Raw genomic sequence first — 21,162 nt, forward strand, 5'->3', positions numbered from 1 at the left:
ATTAGTCGACATCGTAAATCGTTAATCATCTTAAAATTTTTCAAAATAGTACAAATCGTCACCACCTTCACCTTTGAGACGTCTTGACGAAATATATCCTGTTGTTAAATCATCATTTAAGAAAAAAGAAAAATCATCTCCTCTGCTATTTATTGGTGCAGCTAATGATTTTGGTTTTTGTTCTTCATCATTAGATTCTAAATCATAGACATAAATATCTAGTCCGCCTTTACCTCCGCGTCTATTAGATGTAAAATAGAGCTTATTATCAGCACTTATGAATGGAAATATCTCGGTACGTGAAGAATTGATATCGTCATCCAATCTTACAACATCACCGTAAGTTATATGATTTGACACTGACACTTTATATAAATCAGATTTACCCTTTGTACCTTCTCTATCAGAAATAAAATAAAGTGTACTCCCATCAGGACTTAAAGCCGGATGCGCATAATTAAAATCTTGTTCGCAAAAAGGCAAAACTTCAAAGTTAGTCCAACCTTTGCCTTGAACATATTCAGCTCTACTGATCTGCAAGTTATAAGTATCAATACCTTTGAGTTTATTTGTCCCTTTACTCAATTGATTCGTCGTAAAATACATGTACTTTCCATCTTTAGAAAATGTTGCAGCAGACATATTGAACGCACTCAAATCTGTTTTTTTTACAGGTTTTGGATTTAGTATTTCACCATCTTCACTAACTTCAGAGGTATACATGGTATAAATGTAACCATCAAACTTATCCTTAATTGGTCTTCCGCGTTTTGTGGTAAGGTTATAACTAAAATACAAGGAATCACCCACAACTCTCGCAGCAAAATGATCGTACCTGTTATTAATGTCTAGTTTCTTTACTTCTACATCTTTACTTTGACAAAAAGAAATAGAAAACATTAAAATAAAAAGAAGTGTTAGTGGGGCTTTATTCTTCATTATTCTCTTCTATATTGTTTAGTTTCTTCAAAAATATGTTCTAAAATGGCTTTATCTTTATCGGTTAAGGCTTCATTGCGTCTTGCCATAACAACCTCAGCAACCTCAAAAGCTTTATTTGTTTTATAAGTGACAAACCCTTTACTTCCACCCCATGAAAAACTTGGTACAAAATTTCGAGGAAAACCACTTCCAAAAATATTAGAACTCACACCAACAACTGTACCAGTATTAAACATGGTGTTAATTCCGCATTTACTATGATCACCCATCATAAGGCCGCAGAACTGCAAACCAGTTTTTGCAAAACCACCAGTTTCATAATCCCATAATCTTACTTCAGCATAATTATTTTTAAGATTACTGTTATTGGTATCCGCGCCAAGATTACACCATTCACCTAAAACAGAATTTCCTAAAAACCCATCATGCCCTTTATTAGAATATCCAAAAATCACCGAATTGTTAACCTCACCACCAACCTTACTAAAAGGCCCTACAGTAGTTGGACCATAAATTTTAGCACCTAACTTTAATGCTGCATGTTCACACAACGCAAAAGGACCTCTTACAATAGAACCTTCCATAACTTCAGCATTTTTACCTATGTAAATTGGCCCAGAACTTGCATTTAATGTTGCAAAAGTCAATTTAGCACCTTTTTCAATAAATATATTTTCAGGGTTAATAACATTTACTGTACTTGGTATAGGTTCTGAAGTTCTGTCGTCTGTAATCAAGGTAAAATCTTCTGCAATGACTTCACCATTTTTAGAAAAAATATCCCAAGTGTTTTCAATCTTTATAATATCACCTTCAAACTCTATAGCTTCAAAGGTTGAAAAATCACTAACTTCTTCTCCTTCTTTTGCAAAAAAGGCAATAACATCTTCATCTTTAAACAATGCATGGTTATGACCTAAGTTCTTTACAATTTCTACAACTTCTCTGTTTGGTAAAAAGGATGCATTAATCATAATGTTATCTTCCATTTCTACCATAGGATATTTATCAGACAAATAATCTTCTGTAACTGTAGTAGTGGTATATTCGAGGTAAGATTCCCACTTCTGACGTATGGTCAATATACCAACCCTAATATCCGCAACAGGTCTTGTATAAGTAAATGGTAAAAGACTATTTCGATAAGGTCCATCAAAAAGTATATAGTTCATTGAAAAAGATTTAGTTGTCGTATTACTTCAAAATTAGGGTAAATACAGAAAACAAAAAAGCCTTTCTTGAATAAAGAAAGGCTTTTTCGAATATAAGTAGACTAAGTTATTATTTCTTAAACTTAGCGTATTTACTTTTAAATTTATCAATACGACCAGCAGTGTCAACTAACTTAGACTTACCAGTGTAATAAGGATGAGATGTTCTTGAAATTTCTAATTTTACAAGTGGATATTCAACACCTTCAACCTCGATAGTTTCGTTTGTCTCTGCAGTAGACTTCGTTAAAAACACATCATCATTAGACATATCTTTGAATGCTACTACTCTATAATTTTCTGGATGTATTCCTGCTTTCATCGCTAAATGCTTTATTTAATTTCGATTTTTTCGAGGTGCAAATTTAATTATTTTTTACAAACCTACAATCTTTTTCAACAAGTTTTTTAATTAAAATTCATACATACACATTGCTTTTAATGTAGCTCTAAAATCTAATCCTGTCTAATCTAGTAAGAATTAGACATTCTTAAAAATTAATTGTAACAATTCGTTATCTTTAGGTACTAACTAATCGATTAACTAAAAACCAACAAATCATGGAAAAAAAATCATATCGTTCATCCGCAATTAATTACGGGATTTATTTAGCATTGGGACTTTCTGCGTTCACTATCATCGGCTATGCTGTTAGTTTAGAATTATTGACTAACTTTTGGTTTTACCTTCTTATATTGCCATTAACATCAATTGCAGTTGGAGTAATTTCTACAGCTAAAGCTAAAAGTATATTAGGTGGATTTATAAGTTTTAAAGATGCATTCTCAGCTTATTTCATAACAATTGCAATTGCGATGATCATTAGTTCATTAGTTTCAATTGTAATTTTCAATTTTATTGACCCAGAAGCTGCAACTACAATTCAAGAAATTGTAATGGAAAAAACAAGAACTTTCATGGAAAACATGGGCGCACCAGAAAGTGAAATTGACAAAGCAATGGAACAAGCGGCTAATCAAGACAATCTAGGTGTTTCAGCTCAAATTTACAACATAGCCAAAGGTCTTATATTTTATGCAGTCATTGGGTTGATTGTTGGTCTTATTATGAAGAAAAAAGATCCTGACGCAGCTTAATTATTTTCTTTTATTTTTGAAGTCTAGATTTTAGACAACATTAATATGAATATATCAGTAGTTATACCACTACTTAACGAAGAAGAATCTTTAAAAGAATTACACGATTGGATTGTATCTGTGATGCAATCCAATTCATTTTCATATGAATTACTCTTTATTGATGATGGTAGTACTGATGACTCTTGGAATGTTATTGAATCGCTTGTTACGAGCAATCCTAATGTAAAAGGTATCCGTTTCTTTAAAAATTTTGGAAAATCTCAAGCTTTACATGCTGGTTTTGCAAAAGCCCAAGGTGATGTAGTCATTACTATGGATGCTGATTTACAAGATAGTCCAGATGAAATCCCTGAACTTTTTGACATGATTACCAATAAAAATTATGATCTAGTTTCAGGCTGGAAGAAGAAACGATTTGATTCTGTAATCACAAAAAACCTGCCTTCAAAACTGTTCAATTGGGCAGCAAGACGCACCTCCAAGGTAAAATTACACGATTTTAATTGTGGTTTAAAAGCCTTTAAAAATACTGTAGTAAAACATATCGATGTTTATGGTGAGATGCATCGGTACATTCCAGTACTAGCTAAAAATGCTGGGTTTATTAAAATTGGGGAAAAAGTAGTCACCCATCAAGCAAGAAAATATGGCGAAACTAAGTTTGGAATGAACCGTTTTGTCAATGGATTTTTAGACTTAATAACCATTTCATTCATTTCAAGATTTGGAAAGCGTCCAATGCACTTATTTGGCTCATTAGGTGTAATTATGTTTTTAATCGGCTTTGGTTTTGCTGGATATTTAGGAATTGATAAGCTGTTTATTAATACCTCTGGTAGACTAATTACAGAAAGACCTCAATTTTACATTGCTTTGGCAACCATGATTATTGGTGCTCAATTATTTATTGCCGGCTTTTTAGGTGAACTTATTCTTAGAAGTAAACGCCAAGGTCAACGTTATCATATTAGAGAAGAAATTAATATTTCTTAAGAATCTTGATATTATTAACTTAGAGATAAAGCAATAAAAACCTTATTTGTTTACATTTGTCTTACAATAAACTTTATTACATGACTTATATAAAACCAGAGATTTTAGAACGTGTAAACACTTGGTTAACACCTACTTTTGATGAAGAGACTCAAAATGAAATCAAAAATTTAATTGCTTCAAACCCTAAAGAACTTGAAGAAAGTTTTTATAAAGATTTAGAATTTGGAACTGGAGGAATGCGAGGTATTATGGGTTTAGGTACCAACCGCATTAATAAATATACCTTAGGAAAGAACACACAAGGTTTAAGCAACTACTTAAAATCTACTTTTTCTGGTGAAACTATTAAAGTGGCAATTGCATATGATTGTAGACATAACAGTAATACATTTGGTAAAGTAGTAGCTGATGTATTTTCTGCAAATGGCATAAAAGTATTTTTATTTGAAGACTTAAGACCTACTCCAGAACTTTCTTTTGCACTAAAACATTTAGGTTGTCATTGCGGTATTGTTTTAACCGCATCACATAACCCACCAGAATACAATGGTTATAAAGTATATTGGCAAGATGGCGGACAATTGGTGCCACCGCAAGATGGTGAGATTATTGCTGAAATTAATAAACTAGATTATTCAGAAATTAAATTTGAATCAAACTCAGATATAATTCAATATATAGGAATAGATGTCGATGATGTGTTTATTAATGCTTCTATTGAAAATGGAAGTTTTGATACATCTTCCGAAGCTAAAGAAAACTTAAATATTGTTTTTACATCGCTTCATGGCACATCTATCATGTCTATTCCAGAAACACTAAAACGTGCTGGATATACCAATGTAAATATTGTTGAAGAACAACGCGAACCTAACGGAGATTTCCCAACTGTGGCTTCGCCTAATCCAGAAGAAACTGAAGCTTTAAAAATGGCAATGGAACTTGCTCAAAAAGTGGGTGGAGACATTGTTATTGGTACAGATCCGGATTGTGATCGTCTAGGAGTTGTAGTACGTGATTTAGATAACGAACTTGTAATTCTTAACGGAAACCAGACCATGATTTTAATGACTGATTTCTTATTAAAACAATGGAAGAATTCAGATAAAATTAATGGCAATCAGTTTGTAGGTTCTACAATAGTATCTACACCAATGATGTCTGTTTTAGCTAATGCATACAATGTTGAATGTAAGATTGGTTTAACCGGTTTTAAATGGATTGCTAAAATGATAAAAGACTTCCCACAACTAGATTTTATTGGTGGTGGCGAAGAAAGTTTTGGTTTTATGGTTGGTGATTTTGTGAGAGATAAAGATGCAGTGACTTCTACGCTTTTAGCATGCGAAATTGCTGCACAAGCAAAAGCTGAAGGAAAAACTTTATATCAAAAACTCATTGATTTATATGTTGAACATGGCTTCTATAAAGAGCGTTTAGTATCATTAACTAAAAAAGGAATTGAAGGTGCACAAGAAATCAAACAAATGATGATTGATGCACGCGAGAATCCATTAAAAGAAGTCAATGGTTCTAAAGTTGTACGTATTGAAGATTACCAATTATCGATAGCTAAAGATGTAGTTAATAACACTGAAGAAGCAATTGACATTCCGAAATCTAACGTACTTATTTACTACACTGAAGATGGTAGTAAAGTAGCATTAAGACCTAGTGGTACAGAACCAAAAATTAAATTCTACATTAGCGTAAATACAAAACTTGACAATGTGTCTGCTTTTAAAGAAACGGAGCAGTTATTGGAACACAGAATTGACGCTATCCTCAAGGATATGAATTTATAATAGATGAATTATATAAAAAAGCTTTCAAAATTTATTATCCCATACAAACGCCATGGGATTTTAAATATCATAGCAAATGTATTCTATGCCCTTTTTAGCACCTTAGCCATGGTATCTCTGATGCCTATGATAAATGTATTATTTGGCAAAGGAGCAAAAGTAACTGAAAAGCCTGTTTATAAAGGTTTTGAAGAAATAAAAGATTATTTAGAAAACTCTATAAATTATTTTATAACTACAACATCAGAAGAGTTCGGACCTCAGCGTTCTTTGCTGTATATGATTATTCTGATTATCTCTTTATTTTTATTAAAAAATCTTTTTAATTATTTGGGTCTTTATTTTATTACGTTTCTAAGAAATGGTGTCTTAAAAAGCCTAAGAAATGAAATTTATGATAAGGTCTTAAACCTACCAATATCTTACTATTCTGAAAAGAAAAAAGGTGATATTATAGCAAGAATTTCTGGTGATGTAAATGAGGTAAAGAATTCACTTTTGGCTATACTTGAGTTAATTGTGAAAGAACCTTTAACTATAATATTTGCAATCATTGCAATGTTTACTATTTCTGTAAAACTCACCATTTTTGTATTTCTTTTTATTCCTATTTCTGGTTTCATTATTTCAAGAATTGGAAAAAGTTTAAAGAAAAAGTCCAATAAAGTTCAAACAGAACAAGGTGTGTTTTTATCGACATTAGAAGAGACGTTAAGTGGATTAAAAGTCATCAAAGGATTTAATGCTGAAGATAAGTTTAATAACCAATTTCAAGAGTCAACCAGTCGCTTCTATAATTTTTCAAATAAGCTAATGAATCGCCAAAACCTGGCATCACCAACAAGCGAATTTTTGGGGATTGTAACTATTGCGGCGCTTTTATGGTATGGTGGATCAATGGTGTTAATTGAGAACTCATTGTCAGGTGGGGCGTTTATTGGTTATATGGGTTTAGCTTATCAGATATTAACACCAGCGAAAGCAATTAGTAAGGCAAGTTATAAAGTAAAAGCAGGAAATGCAGCTGCTGACAGAATTTTAGAAATTTTAGAAACCATATCACCTTTAGAAGATAGACCAAGTGCTAAATCTAAACACAACTTTAATTCTGAGATAAATCTAAATCATATCTCTTTTAAGTATGAAGATGATTTAGTTCTAAAAAACTTCTCACTAAATGTACCTAAAGGAAAAACAGTCGCGTTGGTAGGGCAATCTGGAAGTGGAAAAAGTACTATCGCTAATTTAGTAACACGTTTCTATGATGTTAATCAAGGATCTATTTCTATAGATGGAGATAATATCAAAGAGCTTTCAAAAAAATCATTGAGAGGTCTTATGGGATTAGTTACTCAGAAATCTATTCTATTTAATGATACTGTGGCTAACAACCTTAAGATTGGTAAAGAAGACGCAACAGAAGGTGAAATTATCGAAGCCTTAAAAATTGCCAATGCCTGGGAATTTGTAAAAGACTTGCCTCAAGGTATTCATACAAATATTGGAGATTCTGGCGGTAAGCTGTCTGGTGGCCAGCAACAACGTTTGAGTATTGCTCGTGCTGTATTGAAGAATCCACCAATAATGATACTCGATGAAGCAACATCTGCTCTAGACACAGAAAGCGAACGTATCGTTCAAGATGCTTTAGAAAAAATGATGCAAAACAGAACGTCAATAGTTATTGCGCATCGTTTGTCAACCATTCAGAATGCAGATGTAATTGTTGTCATGCAAAAAGGTGAAATTGTTGAACAAGGCACACATACAGAACTAATTAATAAAAATGGTGTGTATAAGAAACTTGTTGAGATGCAAAGCTTCGAATAAAACTAAAAAGACTATAAATATAAAAAGGATGCAGTATTTCATGCATCCTTTTTTTTTATGTTATCAAATTTGGGGAAGTTGATAACAAAGTTAATAGGTTAAGCTGGGTCAAACTTAAAGTAAAAAAACATATAAACCAAGAAAAAATTGCTTTTTGTCGTATTTTTTTGCTTTTAATCGATATAATATTATCTATCTACCTGTTTTTCAACACTTTAAATAGATGCTAGAATTTTATTAATTTCTAATTAAACTTTTAGTAATTTATCTGGTCTAAACTACCAAAGCAAAACAATTGACCAACGAACAAGATTTTATAAAACACCTACAAGATTCGCAAACAAAAGAATCTGCCTTTAGAGAGTTATTGCAGCTCTATAAAGAACGATTGTATTGGCACATACGTAAAATTGTTATTAGTCATGATGATGCCGACGATGTGTTACAAAACACATTTATAAAAGTATATCGCAGTATAGACAAGTTTAAAGGTGATAGTAAATTATTTTCTTGGATGTATCGTATAGCAACAAATGAGTCTATTACGCATATTAATAAAAACGCTAAACAACAACATATATCTAACGAGGAATATCAAAAGAACGCTATAAATAACCTTACAGCTGATGTGTATTTTGAAGGTAATGACATTCAGATAAAATTACAGAAAGCCATTGCTACCTTACCACAAAAGCAACAACAAGTATTCAATATGAAATATTTTGATGATTTAAAATATAAAGAAATGTCCGAAATACTGGATACAAGTGAAGGAGCATTAAAAGCATCGTATCATCTGGCAGTACAAAAAATAGAAAACTATCTGACCTCAAATTAAACCATTTCATCAATTTGAAGTCATATAAATAGAGACTGAATTAAGTTCAGAAATATGAAAAAAGAAGATTTAAATAATATATCAGAAACTGGCTTTAAAACACCAGACAACTATTTTGAGTCCTTTGAAGATAAGCTTTTTGAACGCTTAGCAGACCAAAACGACAATATTGGTGTTAATGATACAGGTTTTAAAGTTCCTGATAATTATTTCGATACATTAGAAGATACTATACTAGACAAGTTAGACAAAGAAGAAACACCTGTGGTGCAACTTCGACCTAGGACTAAGTTCTATTACATTGCAGGTATTGCAGCTTCAATAGTATTAATCTTAGCTCTTTTTATAAATAGAAACACAGTTGATGAACTTTCTGTAGAAATGGTAGAGTCTTATTTTGAGAATACAGATTTAGACAGTTACGAATTAGCAGAATTACTTACTGAAACAGAAATCTTGGAAGAAGATTTTGAAATTATAGAAACAAATCTAGATGAAGAAAACATAGAAACTTATCTTTTAGATAACGCAGATTTAAAATACATTTTAGAATAATATAAACATCATGAAAAGAACAATCACAGTACTAATTTTACTTGTAAGTCTCTCAGGATTTGCACAACGCGGCGGAAAAATGATGCATGAGCGCATCAAATCTCAAAAAATTGCATTTATCACAGAACGTCTAAACCTCACTTCTGAGGAAGCAGAAAAGTTTTGGCCGATTTATAATGAGATTGAAGAGAAAAAACATGAGCTTAGAGAAAAATCTAGCTTAAAAAAAATAGGCAAGCGACCTGCTGATATGACAGAAGCAGAAGCAGACAAATTATTGCAAGAAATGCTAAAAATGAAAGATGAAAGACATGCCTTAGATAAAGAATTGATCTCAAAACTTTCAGATGTCATCTCAAGTAAAAAGATAATAGCATTAATGCGTGCCGAACGTGAGTTTGACAAAAAACTTATTGAGCGTTTGAAACAGCGCCGAGAAAAGCGAAAAGGAAAGAAGTAGTAAATTATATAAAGGAAGCAGGAGCTTCCTTTTTTTATTTAAATGATAACTTACTTATCCTACCATTGCCTGCAGCGTATGCTGTAGAATCATTAAGGAATCTAATAGTGTAAAAGCCTTCATCACTGAGATGCTCCCATGTATTACCAGCATCGTTACTGTAATCTATACCTTTAAAACCTACGGCTACTAATTTTTTAGCGTCACTATTTGGGACATATTGCACACAACTTCTATAACCAGGACTTTTTCCATCTGCTACGACCTGCCATGTTTTCCCTCCATCAGAAGTTCTAATCTTATTAGCAATTGTATCCTTAGGTTTTGTGTAATCGCCACCAATAGCAAAACCATTCTTTTTATCATAAAAATCTATAGAATACATACCTGTAGTTTCTTTGCCTTGAATAATTGGTGTATCATAAACTTTCCAAGTATTACCTTTATCTGGCGAATATAAAATACGACTACTTTTTCCACCCGTAGCTACCCATGTATGGTCACCAACAATTGCAATATTGGTATCACTAGCTGCAAAGGCTGCTTCACCATCTTTTATTTTTGGTAGCACATCACAAGATAATTTATTCCAAGTTTCACCCGCATCTCTTGTTATAATAACACTTATGCAGTCATCTGTTGGGTCACCAATTGCTATGCCTTCATTATCATTCCAAAATTCCATAGAATCGTAGAATGCTTTTGGGTGGTTATCTTGGTAAACTATTCTTTCATTAGATGTTTCAACACTAAATAATAGAGCAGGATTACCAATACCTAATGCAAATCCTCCTTCGCTATTGGCAGCAATTGACCTAAAATTTGGAATTATAGAATCATACTTTTGTTGAACTAAAAATTCTAGTTCAAAGATTCCATTGTCTACTGAAAAAGCACCTATTTCTCCTTTAGAAGTAGCAAAGCACGCAAACGAATCACCATAAACTTCTAATGCCCTCACATTCAAAAGTGAATCTTGTATTAAATGTTCAATTTCAATCGTTGAAAATTTCTTGTCAGGTTGAGTTATTTCAGATTTACAAGACACAACACCGAAAAATAATAAAACTAAAATGGCTAGGTGTTTCATAACTTAATTTTTATTTAAAATAATGATTATAAATACCTTTAATTGATATTAAATTTAAAGGAAACTCAAAAAACACGTGCATAAGACTAAGCATCAATAAAAGGGTCAATCCAATTTTATAATCGACTGCATAAATTATCATTGATATGATCCAAATGCCAATTATCAAGAATGTCTTGGTTTTACTTAAATTCTTATGCCAGCCAATAATGGAAGTTTTAGAAAACCAATTTAAATAATGATATGTATAAGCAAATGCGATAAAAATTTGAATTTTTATATCAATAATTTCATTGAAAAAGAAACTTGTTCCATCTGAAAGTCCTAAAAACTTTGAAACATTAATATTTAACAAATGAAATCTGCTTTCTATAATTAGTGATTCCACAGTTGAAGAAAACCGATATAAATTAACTTCTAACGATACTAAGAAAATGATTAAAGGAATCAAAGCCAAATAAACAATATTTATTGTACCCCATTTACTATTATCCTTTACAGTACCATACCACATAAATAATAAGGTAAAAAAGTAAACATGAATAATTGTAGGTAAAAAAATACCTATCCAAACATTATAGACGTCCAAATCCTTAAGAAATATGGTTAATACAATACTTATTACCAAAACTGTAATTTGCCAATGTTTCTCTTTTATGAATAACAAAGCGTATGCGAACATAAAGCTTCCAAATATTAAACCGTTTGTATAGTTTGCTAGGTCTGTATTTAAAAAATTTACAATTGAGGAATCACTATTCTTAAAAATATTGAGCCTCATAATTGCAGGAAGAGAAACGATAAAGGCAAATAAAATAACAGTATAAATCCAAGTCTTGCTTTTTACAAAATAATTTTTATTTCTAATCCAATTGATTTCAGTTAAGTAATGTAATGGTCCTAAAATGGCATAGACAATTAAAAATAACTCAAACGGAAAAATAATCGCTAGAAAAAGAGATATGGTAATTAAAACCAAATTAAGTATGTCAATATTATACCTCATAGTAGGACATAAAAAAACTGTTTAAATAAGAATATATTTAAACAGTTTTTAAATATTTGATTACAAATTTATTCAATTATCATTTTCTTACTGTCGAATTTCTTACCTTCTATGTACAGAGTATAATAATACATACCTGCTTGCAGCCCTTGTTTATTCACAATCATCTCATTCTCACCTCTTTTATCTAATTCAATATTAGATAAAATTTTACCAGTAGTGTCACTAAACACGAGATTAGCTCTATTAATACTATTTGGTAAATAGTAACGAATCGACGAAGTTTCATTGAAAGGATTAGGTATGTTTTGATATAAAGCTGGACCTTGTTTTCCAGCGATGTTGTCATCAACCTCTAAAGTTTGACATGCACAGTCTTCAAGTGCAACAACTCTAGTTAACAAATCATCAATTAGTAGTTGCTGATTATTATTCTCTGTTTCTAAAGCGCCCAAAATAGGTGCTAAATCAACATTTACTGAAGTTCCACCTTCAATTGACACTGTCAAAGTAGTTCCAGATAAAACTGCCGATGTCAGATTTTGATCATCAGTTCCAGATCCATCTTGTAAAGACGACAAATCAACCCCTGATCCACCAGTTATATTCAAGGTTGTACCTGTCAAACTTAAATCCTGATTGTCTGTACCCGTACCATCTTGTAAAGTCGCTAAATCAACACCTGTACCACCTGAAATATTTAATGTTGTCCCTGATAAGGATAAATCTTGTTCATCTGTATTAGCATAACCAGATAAATCAACTGTAGAAGCGTTTCCGGTGATACTTAAAGTATTACCACTTAAAGCAATAGCCTGACTATCTGTACCCGTACCATCTTGTAGAGATGCTAAGTCCACTCCTGTACCACCAGAAATATTTAATGTTGTTCCTGTTAATGATAAATCTTGATTATCTGTACCTGTACCATCTTGTAATGACGCTAAATCAACTCCTGATCCACCAGTGATATTTAATGTTGTTCCTGTTAATGATAAATCTTGACTATCTGTACCTGTACCATCTTGTAATGACGCTAAATCCACTCCTGTTCCACCAGAAATATTTAATGTTGTACCTGTCAATGATAAATCTTGATTATCTGTACCTGTACCATCTTGTAATGATGCTAAATCCACTCCTGTACCACCTGTGATACTTAATGTTGTACCTGATAAAGATAAATCTTGACTATCAGTATTATCTAAATAAGGCGATAAATCTACAGTACCTGCATTTCCAGTGATGCTTAATACATCTGAACTTACAGAGATTGCTTGTGCATCTGTATTATCTAAATATGACGAAAGATCTACAGTAGAAGCATTGCCTGAAATACTTAAAATATCTGATGTCAAAGAAATAGCCTGCGCATCTGTATTATCTAAATAAGTAGTTAAATCTACTGTAGCTGAACTACCTGTAAGTCCTAATTCATTAGTTGTTAAAGATAATTCTTGATTATCTGTATTATCTAAATAAGGCGTTAAATCCACAGTTGCTGCACTTCCTGTAATACTTAAGATGTCCGAAGTCACAGAAATGCCTTGTGCATCAGTATTATCTAGGTAAGGTGTTAAATCTACCGTTCCTGCACTTCCTGTAATACTTAAAATATCTGAAGCTACTGAAAGTTCTTGGGAATCAGTATTCGTAGCACTACTCCATGCTGCACCATCCCATACATACACAGCACCAAGATCAGTATCATATACTAATAGACCGTTTTCTGTAGCAGTCAAAGAACCTTCTATGGTTGTTCTTTCAGCTGTTGTTAATCTATTAAGAAGTAATCCCTTATTAGAACCCGTAAGGTCTAAGGATGCATTTATATTTGGTGTATCTGTCCCAATACCTACGCTAAGCGGATTTGTAGCACCGCCAAGCACCATGGTATTATCGTTTATTGCTGTTGCGGCATTACCAATGGCAACAGCATTTGTGCCCTGTACGTTTGCGGCATTACCAATGGCTATATTATTTGTTGGATCTACAGCACTAGGGTCTGTGGACGAGGCTTGATAACCAATAACAATAGCACCATCATTCGAAGCTACTGTTGTAGAACCTATGGCTATAGCAAAAGGATTATCAATATCTACAGAACGTCCAATACCAACAACATCATTTTCTTCAATATCAATACGATCACCAATACCTACAGAATAATCTGCTTGATTAGTCATGTTACCTAAATACCCCATCATAATAGAATAATCTCCGCGTATATCGTGGTCTATACCCATTGAAATTGAATACTGCCCATCTAAGAAAGACTCATTACCAAAGCCCATTACATTATTATTACTTGCTGTAATATTGTAACCAAAAAACATAGTATTTGAACGGTTGGTGTTATCAAAATCCGCTTGTGACCCCATACCAACATTATATTGTCCCTCACGATTTGTAAAACCAGCAGAGAAACCTACATAAGTATTATGATTAGCATTTGCTGTATTATTTGTTCTATTATTGTCCCATCCTGCTTGCGCCCCGATAAAAGTATTATAATCTGCCCATTCGGTTGCAACCCCTGCGGCCGCCCCAAGGAAAGTGTTATAAATACCATCTCCTACATCAATCCCAGCAGAATCGCCAATACCCGTATTATGATGACCATCATCTACATCGCTCATAGACTCACTACCCAAGCCTGTATTTCTGTAACCAACATCCGATGAAATACCAACTTCATTCCCTACAAAGGTATTTTTATATCCAGTAGTATTACTAAAACCGGCATCTTCCCCAATAAAGGTGTTTTCGTATCCAGTTGTGTTATTCGCACCAGCTTCTTCTCCGACGAAAGTATTATCATATCCTGTGGTATTATTCTCCCCAGCTTCAGCACCCACAAAAGTATTATCACCACCATTTATAGTTAATCTACCTGCTTCATATCCGATAAAGGTATTATCAAATCCTGTAGTATTAGAGTATCCTGCAAGATACCCAATGGCTGTAAGTTCACTTGTTGTTACACTGCGCCCTGCACTATATCCAAAAAGTGTATTCCGAGATCCTGATGTGACAAACGATCCTGTACTATCACCGTAAAAGGTATTAAAATCTCCCGAAGAAATACTTACACCAGATCCTGTTCCTGAGGTTTCATTTAATGTCTGTGCACTCAATCCTAGACTGAGTAAGGCAAACAAAAAAATAAAAAAATAGTTGTTCTGTTTCATTAGTTTTGGTTTTGGTTATGTTTTACTTAGCAAGGCTTTTTGAACTTGAACAACATTCGATAAATTTGTTCCGCCTTTGCCTTGTTTTTTTGATTTCAATGTAATTATAATATTGAATCTTAATTTACCATCATTTGTGAATTGGAGCGAGGTGAACATGATTTTGTCTTTTGTATCATACGTGCTGTAAAGTACACCTTTTATTAAAGTTGCCATAAACTCTAATCCTTCTTCATCTGTTATGGCATAATAACCTTTTTCTTCATCTATGATATGTAAAAGATATTTATTGACAATTTTATTTTCACCTTGATAAAACGAAAATTCGTACTCAAAAACTTCCTTATCGTTAGTTTTTTTTATTATAAAATCTGTTGGTACATTTGCTATACTACCTGTAGGGTCCGCAACATTTAAATTACCCGAATAGGTGCCAAGATACTCATACGGAAATGCTACTGGCGTTGGAAATTCTTCATCTACTTGTTTATTATTCTGTGCATCTAGCACAAGGCAACAACCTGATGTAAAAGTTAACAGAAAAAAAAGCAAATAACTAGCTTTATTGTGCCTAGAAACTATAATATTCATTCATTAGTTAGTGATTGGTTGTGTTTCAAAGTTAATTAAAATTTTAAAGAAAACAAGAATAGCAAAGTTAAACAAAATTTATTTTATGTTTACAACTTTTTAATTCAGGTAAAATCATTGTTACGATACAGAAAAAAAATCAATACATTAGCGAAATCTAAAGTCAAAACTAAAAACTACAGCTTAGATGTTTAAAGCAAAATATCTTGTCGAATTCAGTCTTTTTTGTATTATTTTTTTGGTTTATGCTTATTGCACCTCAAATACAATAAACTTTTGGGACAGCCCAGAGTTTATAACTAGCAATTACACTATGCAGGCTTCGCACCCACCAGGTGCACCGCTGTACACAATTTTTTCAGGGACGCTACTGTTTTTTTTCTCTGCACAATATGCAGTTTTAATTAGCAATCTAGTTTCTGCTTTCTTCGGCGCTAGCACAGTAGTAATGGTTTATAAAATCACTGCCTTTATTATTGCCATTTACAACCCTACTGAAAACAAAAAACAAATCATTAAAATCCAGGTATTAGGTGGTTTATTGGCTGCTTTAAGCTTGGCGTTTTCAACTAGTTTCTGGACAGCGTCAATAGAAGCAGAGGTATACACTATGTCTTTTGCGCTTTTTACATTATTAATCTACAGTAGTTTAAAATGGTATAAAGAAAAATGTCTCAAGAAAGAAAAAAAATATTTCCTTCTTTTCTTCTTATTATTAGGACTATCAGTTGGAGTACATTTAATTTTATTAGCCGCAATAATTCCTGCCTCATTACTTTTTGTTAGCAAAAAACTAAATACAAGTTTTAAAAATCTAACCTTAGGCTTAGTAATTGGGGTAATTAGTTTCTTTACACTGTATGCTGTGATATTAAAAGGTGTTATTGGTTTAATGTCGAGAATTGACATCTACAGTGTTAACAATCTAAATTTACCTGTTAATTATGGTGCAATTATAACTATTGTATTCGTTTTATCATTTTTACTTATTTCTCATTTATTACTATTGAAAAAGGAAAAGCATAAAATCGGTTTATTAAATTTATCCCTTCTATTATTCTTAGCAGGATCGAGTTTATATGCCTTTCCAATAATAAGATCTAACACAAATACTTTGGTAGCCGAAAAGGTTAAAACTACAAATAGATTAGGTGGTTATATTAGTGGTGAACGTTTTGGTGTAGACAATATACCCTTAATTTATGGGCCTAATTTTAATGCCCAACTCGATGAGAAAAGACCATTCTTAAATACTGATCCAATTTTATCGTATGATACATTTTCCAAAAAGTACATTGAAGCTCATGATGGTGTATCAAATAAAATTAACTACAGTTCTAAATTTAAGACAATTTTTCCTCGAATGTATGATGCAAAAAATGCTCCCAATTATAGTGCTTGGACTTCTATAAAAGGTGAAGCGATAGCTCACAACATTAATGGAGAGATTAAAAATATTATATCGCCTACTTTTTCTGAAAATTTAAGCTTTTTCTTTAATTATCAAGTCATTTGGCTTAATCTAAGATATTTATATTGGAACTTCATTGGACGACAAAATGACCATCATGGTTTAGGCTATATAAAAGATGGAAATTGGGTTACTGGTCTTAATTTTATAGACAAACACAGAGTTGGAGATATTGAGCTTTTACCTACGTATTACGAAAACAATAAAGCCTACGATTATTATTATCTTTTGCCATTTCTATTAGGAATAATTGGCTGTATTTCGACTTTTAAAAGAAAAGGAATTTTCCTATATCTTACATTTCTTTTTTTAACCTTCGGGATAGGTATAACTGTATTTGTAAATCCACTGCCTTCCAGTATTTTAATACGAGAGAGAGACTATATTTTTATAGGTTCATTTATTATTTTCACCATTTGGATAGGCTTATCTGCAGTGGCATTTTTTAAACTTTTTGCAAAGATTAGTAAAAACAGAGAAATCCAAACAGCATTGTTATTACTTCTTATTTTAGCCTCTCCTATTCAGCTATGCGCAAAAGGTTGGGATAATCATCAAAATTCTAAAGACACCTTCCCTGTTGATTTCGCTAAGGCTTATTTAGATTCTTGCCCAAATCAAGCCATATTGATTACTAATGGCGATAATATGACCTTTCCCCTTTGGTATTTGCAAGAAGTTGAGAACTATCGTAAAGATGTAAGAGTTATAAACTTTGATCAATTAAATATTGATACACATATTGACAATCTCAAAAGAATAAAAGGAGATTCTAAACCAATAAGCATAGATTTAGATAAAGATTTGTATATAAATGGCATTGAAAAAATAGTACCGTTACAAAAAGAAACAAATGATTTTATTGAACTTGAGATATTGACTCAGTTTTTAAATTCTGACAAAACATTAACCAATTGGAACGGAAGAGGACGACATTATGTTCCTGGTGATAGTTTTAAAATTAGTGCTGATTCGTCAATAGGTTATATTCAAAAAGAAAAAAACAAAACCTATAATTTAAAGCTATTGAATGAAATTAATTGGACCTACACAAAAAAATTCTACGGCTTAAATGATCTAGTTGTACTTAATTTAATTAAAAACAACTTTGGGAAAAGACCAATTTGCTTTGCAATTAATGGAAAAAATAGTCATCTAATAGGATTAAACAAATTCCTCATTCAAAAAGGTATGGTTAGTGAACTTTTACCTTTTGTCAGAGATGATAAAAATATGAATCCAAAATTAGTAGATACCCAAAAATCCTATGAAATACTTGTTGTTGATTCTAATTTTAAGGCTTTTGATTCTAATAGCATTTATATAAAGGATGAAAATAGAACTTATGCAAGAGAGATAATAAGACAAAATTATTATTTCTTAGCACAAGCCTTATATGAAGAAAACAATATTGAAAAAGCAAAGGAAACACTTAATAAATGTTTTGAACTGTTTCCAAATCATGAGATACCTTTTAAACAATTCGCTTATGCATGCGGTAGACTATATTACAGAATGGGTTTTAAGGAAAAAGGCGATAAAATTTGCCAATCAGCAATGGTGAACATTTGGAACGAATTACAATGGATAACCTCGCTAGATCCGCCAAATCCAATTATTAATGTAAGACATGCAAAAAAACTTATAACAATGTATCAACAAATGATGAATCAAATTAAACCCTTTAATGAGACTTATTATGAATCGTCAAAATCTCAATTAGAAGCGTTTGCAAACAAATATGATACTTGGTACATTAATAACTGGCCATACTAACTTTTATGACCTCTTTTTCTACTGAAGTCACCTCTTCGAAAATTCTTTCTGATCGTCCATTATATCTAAGAACCCGTAAGGCTTACGAAATCATAAGTAATAAAGCACAAGGAGACACCCTAGAAATCGGTTGTGGTGAGGGTTACGGAATACCTCATTATATTGAGAATGTAAGGTCATTAACCTTAGTAGACAAGTCTAAAAGTAACCTTAAAAAAATTAAAAAAACATATCCTAAATGTACTTTTTTCTTTAAAAGAATACCACCTTTAAATATGTTTGAGGATAATACTTTTGATACAATTATTTCGTTTCAAGTTATAGAACACATCAAAGATTATAATCTTTTTCTAAAGGAGATAAAAAGAGTTTTGAAACCTAGCGGTAAAGCTTATATTACAACACCTAATAAACTAAAAACTGTAGCTCCCAATCCATGGCACTATAGAGAATTTTCATTTGATGAACTAGACGCTTTACTAAAACCTCTTTTCAAAACCTATGAAATTTTGGGTATTCAAGGTAATTCTAAAACTGAGGAATATTACACAAAAAGTAATTCTTCGGTACTAAAAATTCTATCCTTTGATATTTTTAATTTGCACAAACACTTACCACGTGCCTTGCTAAAAATTCCTTATGAAATTTTAAATCGACTGAATCGCGCATCTGTTTTTAATGTTAATAAGCAACTTATAGAGGATATAAATTCAAATGATTATCAACTAAAACCGTACAATCGAGATACATTAGATTTATTCTGTATTTTGAACAAAGAGCCGATACCATCTAAAAATCTGAAACTTAAAAATTAAAGAATAAGCTATATGCTGAAATGGGTCGTTTTTATTATTAGTATTACAAGTATTTCTGCACAAAGTAATAAGAAGTTAAATGACATTTTTGACAATGCTTTGATATCTGATGTAAAAGACAATATCGATAGAATTAATCCCATTCAAATAATTGAGACTGATGAACAAAATAGCAGAATTAAGACAAATTATTTAAATTTAGAGAACTTAAAAAATAAAGAAGGAAAATACGAAAAATGGTTTCTTACACAAGGTGAGGAGGCTTCTACATTGGTTGAAATAAAAAAATTGATTACAGTTCAGGTTGGATCACTCTAGGAAAAACATTGTGTGGCAATTTTAATATGGATGATGGCGAAACTTTAGAATTTTTCAACCCTTTTATAAACTATGAAATCGTTAATAACAAACCTTTATTAGATTCTTATCCTACCTATATTGATGACAACTACATTGGCTATATACAATCCGGTGGTATCATTAAAAGAAAGGCAAATGACTATGTTCTGCTTTTACCTGTTGTATTCGGCGCACATAAACACCGAGCTATTTATTATGCAACAAGTACAAATCTTGAAAGTTGGACTTTTCATAAAAGAAAAATACTCGACACTAATAGTATTGAATTTGCCAAAAAGGATGGTAATATTTTCAGCACTAATAATCCATTTCTTTTCGAAGAGAATAAATATTTAGTTTTATTAGGTGTAGAATGCCCAGACGGGAATTATACGGCGGCATATATGATAATTGATTCTGATTTAAATATCATCCAAAAACCAACAAAAATAAGAATTCCTCAACTAGAAGGAAATTTAAATAGTTATTATCCCTTATCTATTATAAACCATGATGGCGTATACCGATTTTTGATTTATGACAATAATAGAAATTACAATACACATAAGATTTATGAAGTAACGACATTAGATATTTTGAAAAACTTTAATGAAGGAATAAATAATCAGTCTTTACAATGCATAATCGATAGTGAAACTTCTTCAGGTTACTTAAAAGGTAAAATGGATGATGCAAGTTATATTACTTATAATTCTGAACTGTATATTATTATTGGAAGTGAAGAATATCCATCAGAATATCTCACTTCTTTAAATCGAGAATACGGACTAATTCATTTAGACAAGACAAAATGGGCTCATGACAATAGAAGTCCATTAATAATCAATCCTATGACGCTGCACCATAAATTCCCTGAATTAGAATGGGCTGCTGATCATTTAGGCGGCTTCATTTCGCCAATCTTTAAGGACAATTATTTATACCTGTTTTTAACTATGGGTTCTGATAATCCAGACTATCTACTTTCAGGTATAAAACTAAAGCTAGAATAATTTTATCAATACTGCTTCACAAAAATCAAATGCAAACTTTAAATTTAAAATTTTAAACAAAAAAATATCTGTAAGGACATACACAGAACAAAACCCATATTATTAAAGATTTAGATTACCTTTGCACGCCTT

General features: G+C 31.8%; 18 protein-coding genes. 11 read left to right on the forward strand and 7 right to left on the reverse strand.

The window, feature by feature from the left end; genetic code table 11:
* Positions 1–30 precede the first annotated feature (30 nt).
* From HRU50_RS05205 to HRU50_RS05215, 3 genes are all read right to left on the reverse strand, one after another.
* On the reverse strand, positions 31–939 hold the full coding sequence (locus tag HRU50_RS05205; RefSeq protein ID WP_296348874.1) for a hypothetical protein: 909 nt from the start codon (positions 937–939) through the stop codon (positions 31–33).
* Positions 939–2,114 carry a GlmU family protein gene (locus HRU50_RS05210; RefSeq protein WP_296348876.1) on the reverse strand — a complete coding sequence of 392 codons (1,176 nt, stop codon included), beginning with the start codon at positions 2,112–2,114 and terminating at the stop codon, positions 939–941. The genes HRU50_RS05205 and HRU50_RS05210 overlap by 1 nt, the downstream gene beginning before the upstream one ends.
* 109 nt (positions 2,115–2,223) lie before the next feature.
* The gene (locus HRU50_RS05215; RefSeq protein ID WP_296348878.1) at positions 2,224–2,475 is read right to left on the reverse strand and encodes a type B 50S ribosomal protein L31; all 252 of its coding nucleotides are present in this window, start codon (positions 2,473–2,475) and stop codon (positions 2,224–2,226) included.
* A 239-nt stretch (positions 2,476–2,714) separates the two neighbouring features.
* Here HRU50_RS05215 and HRU50_RS05220 point away from each other — a divergent pair, with 239 nt between their 5' ends.
* From HRU50_RS05220 to HRU50_RS05250, 7 genes are all read left to right on the forward strand, one after another.
* Positions 2,715–3,251, forward strand: coding sequence for a DUF4199 domain-containing protein (locus HRU50_RS05220; RefSeq protein WP_296348881.1), 537 nt, complete (start codon positions 2,715–2,717; stop codon positions 3,249–3,251).
* Between the two features lie 45 nt (positions 3,252–3,296).
* Positions 3,297–4,247: a glycosyltransferase family 2 protein gene (locus tag HRU50_RS05225; protein WP_296348882.1), complete on the forward strand. Its 951-nt coding sequence runs from the start codon at positions 3,297–3,299 to the stop codon at positions 4,245–4,247.
* Between the two features lie 80 nt (positions 4,248–4,327).
* A complete protein-coding gene (locus tag HRU50_RS05230) occupies positions 4,328–6,055 on the forward strand; it encodes a phospho-sugar mutase (protein ID WP_296348884.1) in 1,728 nt (575 codons plus the stop codon).
* Positions 6,056–6,058: 3 nt separating this feature from the next.
* Complete coding sequence (locus HRU50_RS05235; protein WP_296348886.1) at positions 6,059–7,885, forward strand: ABC transporter ATP-binding protein; 1,827 nt, start codon at positions 6,059–6,061, stop codon at positions 7,883–7,885.
* Between the two features lie 295 nt (positions 7,886–8,180).
* Positions 8,181–8,723: an RNA polymerase sigma factor gene (locus HRU50_RS05240; RefSeq protein WP_296348888.1), complete on the forward strand. Its 543-nt coding sequence runs from the start codon at positions 8,181–8,183 to the stop codon at positions 8,721–8,723.
* Positions 8,724–8,777: 54 nt separating this feature from the next.
* On the forward strand, positions 8,778–9,278 hold the full coding sequence (locus HRU50_RS05245) for a hypothetical protein (RefSeq protein WP_296348890.1): 501 nt from the start codon (positions 8,778–8,780) through the stop codon (positions 9,276–9,278).
* Between the two features lie 10 nt (positions 9,279–9,288).
* On the forward strand, positions 9,289–9,738 hold the full coding sequence (locus HRU50_RS05250) for a sensor of ECF-type sigma factor (protein WP_296348892.1): 450 nt from the start codon (positions 9,289–9,291) through the stop codon (positions 9,736–9,738).
* 34 nt (positions 9,739–9,772) lie between these two features.
* On the opposite strand, the gene HRU50_RS05255 is transcribed toward HRU50_RS05250, so the two are convergent.
* The 4 genes from HRU50_RS05255 to HRU50_RS05270 form a co-directional block, all read right to left on the reverse strand.
* Positions 9,773–10,828 carry an oxidoreductase gene (locus HRU50_RS05255; protein WP_296348895.1) on the reverse strand — a complete coding sequence of 352 codons (1,056 nt, stop codon included), beginning with the start codon at positions 10,826–10,828 and terminating at the stop codon, positions 9,773–9,775.
* Between the two features lie 10 nt (positions 10,829–10,838).
* The gene (locus HRU50_RS05260) at positions 10,839–11,834 is read right to left on the reverse strand and encodes a hypothetical protein (protein WP_296348896.1); all 996 of its coding nucleotides are present in this window, start codon (positions 11,832–11,834) and stop codon (positions 10,839–10,841) included.
* Between the two features lie 68 nt (positions 11,835–11,902).
* Positions 11,903–15,025, reverse strand: a complete 3,123-nt coding sequence (locus tag HRU50_RS05265; protein WP_296348899.1) for a hypothetical protein — start codon at positions 15,023–15,025, stop codon at positions 11,903–11,905.
* A 15-nt stretch (positions 15,026–15,040) separates the two neighbouring features.
* Positions 15,041–15,616, reverse strand: a complete 576-nt coding sequence (locus tag HRU50_RS05270; RefSeq protein WP_296348901.1) for a hypothetical protein — start codon at positions 15,614–15,616, stop codon at positions 15,041–15,043.
* A 187-nt stretch (positions 15,617–15,803) separates the two neighbouring features.
* Here HRU50_RS05270 and HRU50_RS05275 point away from each other — a divergent pair, with 187 nt between their 5' ends.
* Genes HRU50_RS05275 through HRU50_RS05290 form a run of 4 tightly spaced genes read left to right on the forward strand, consistent with a single transcriptional unit; the run spans position 15,804 to position 21,030 of the window.
* Positions 15,804–18,863, forward strand: coding sequence for a DUF2723 domain-containing protein (locus HRU50_RS05275; RefSeq protein WP_296348903.1), 3,060 nt, complete (start codon positions 15,804–15,806; stop codon positions 18,861–18,863).
* Between the two features lie 5 nt (positions 18,864–18,868).
* Positions 18,869–19,678 carry a class I SAM-dependent methyltransferase gene (locus HRU50_RS05280; protein WP_296348905.1) on the forward strand — a complete coding sequence of 270 codons (810 nt, stop codon included), beginning with the start codon at positions 18,869–18,871 and terminating at the stop codon, positions 19,676–19,678.
* A gap of 12 nt (positions 19,679–19,690) precedes the next feature.
* Positions 19,691–19,996 (forward strand): hypothetical protein, encoded by a 306-nt coding sequence (locus HRU50_RS05285; protein WP_296348907.1) that lies wholly within the window; start codon positions 19,691–19,693, stop codon positions 19,994–19,996.
* Between the two features lie 8 nt (positions 19,997–20,004).
* Positions 20,005–21,030: a hypothetical protein gene (locus tag HRU50_RS05290; protein ID WP_296348908.1), complete on the forward strand. Its 1,026-nt coding sequence runs from the start codon at positions 20,005–20,007 to the stop codon at positions 21,028–21,030.
* Positions 21,031–21,162 lie beyond the last annotated feature (132 nt).

Origin of the sequence: Winogradskyella sp., from assembly GCF_013213835.1 — a bacterium.
Taxonomy (GTDB): domain Bacteria; phylum Bacteroidota; class Bacteroidia; order Flavobacteriales; family Flavobacteriaceae; genus Winogradskyella.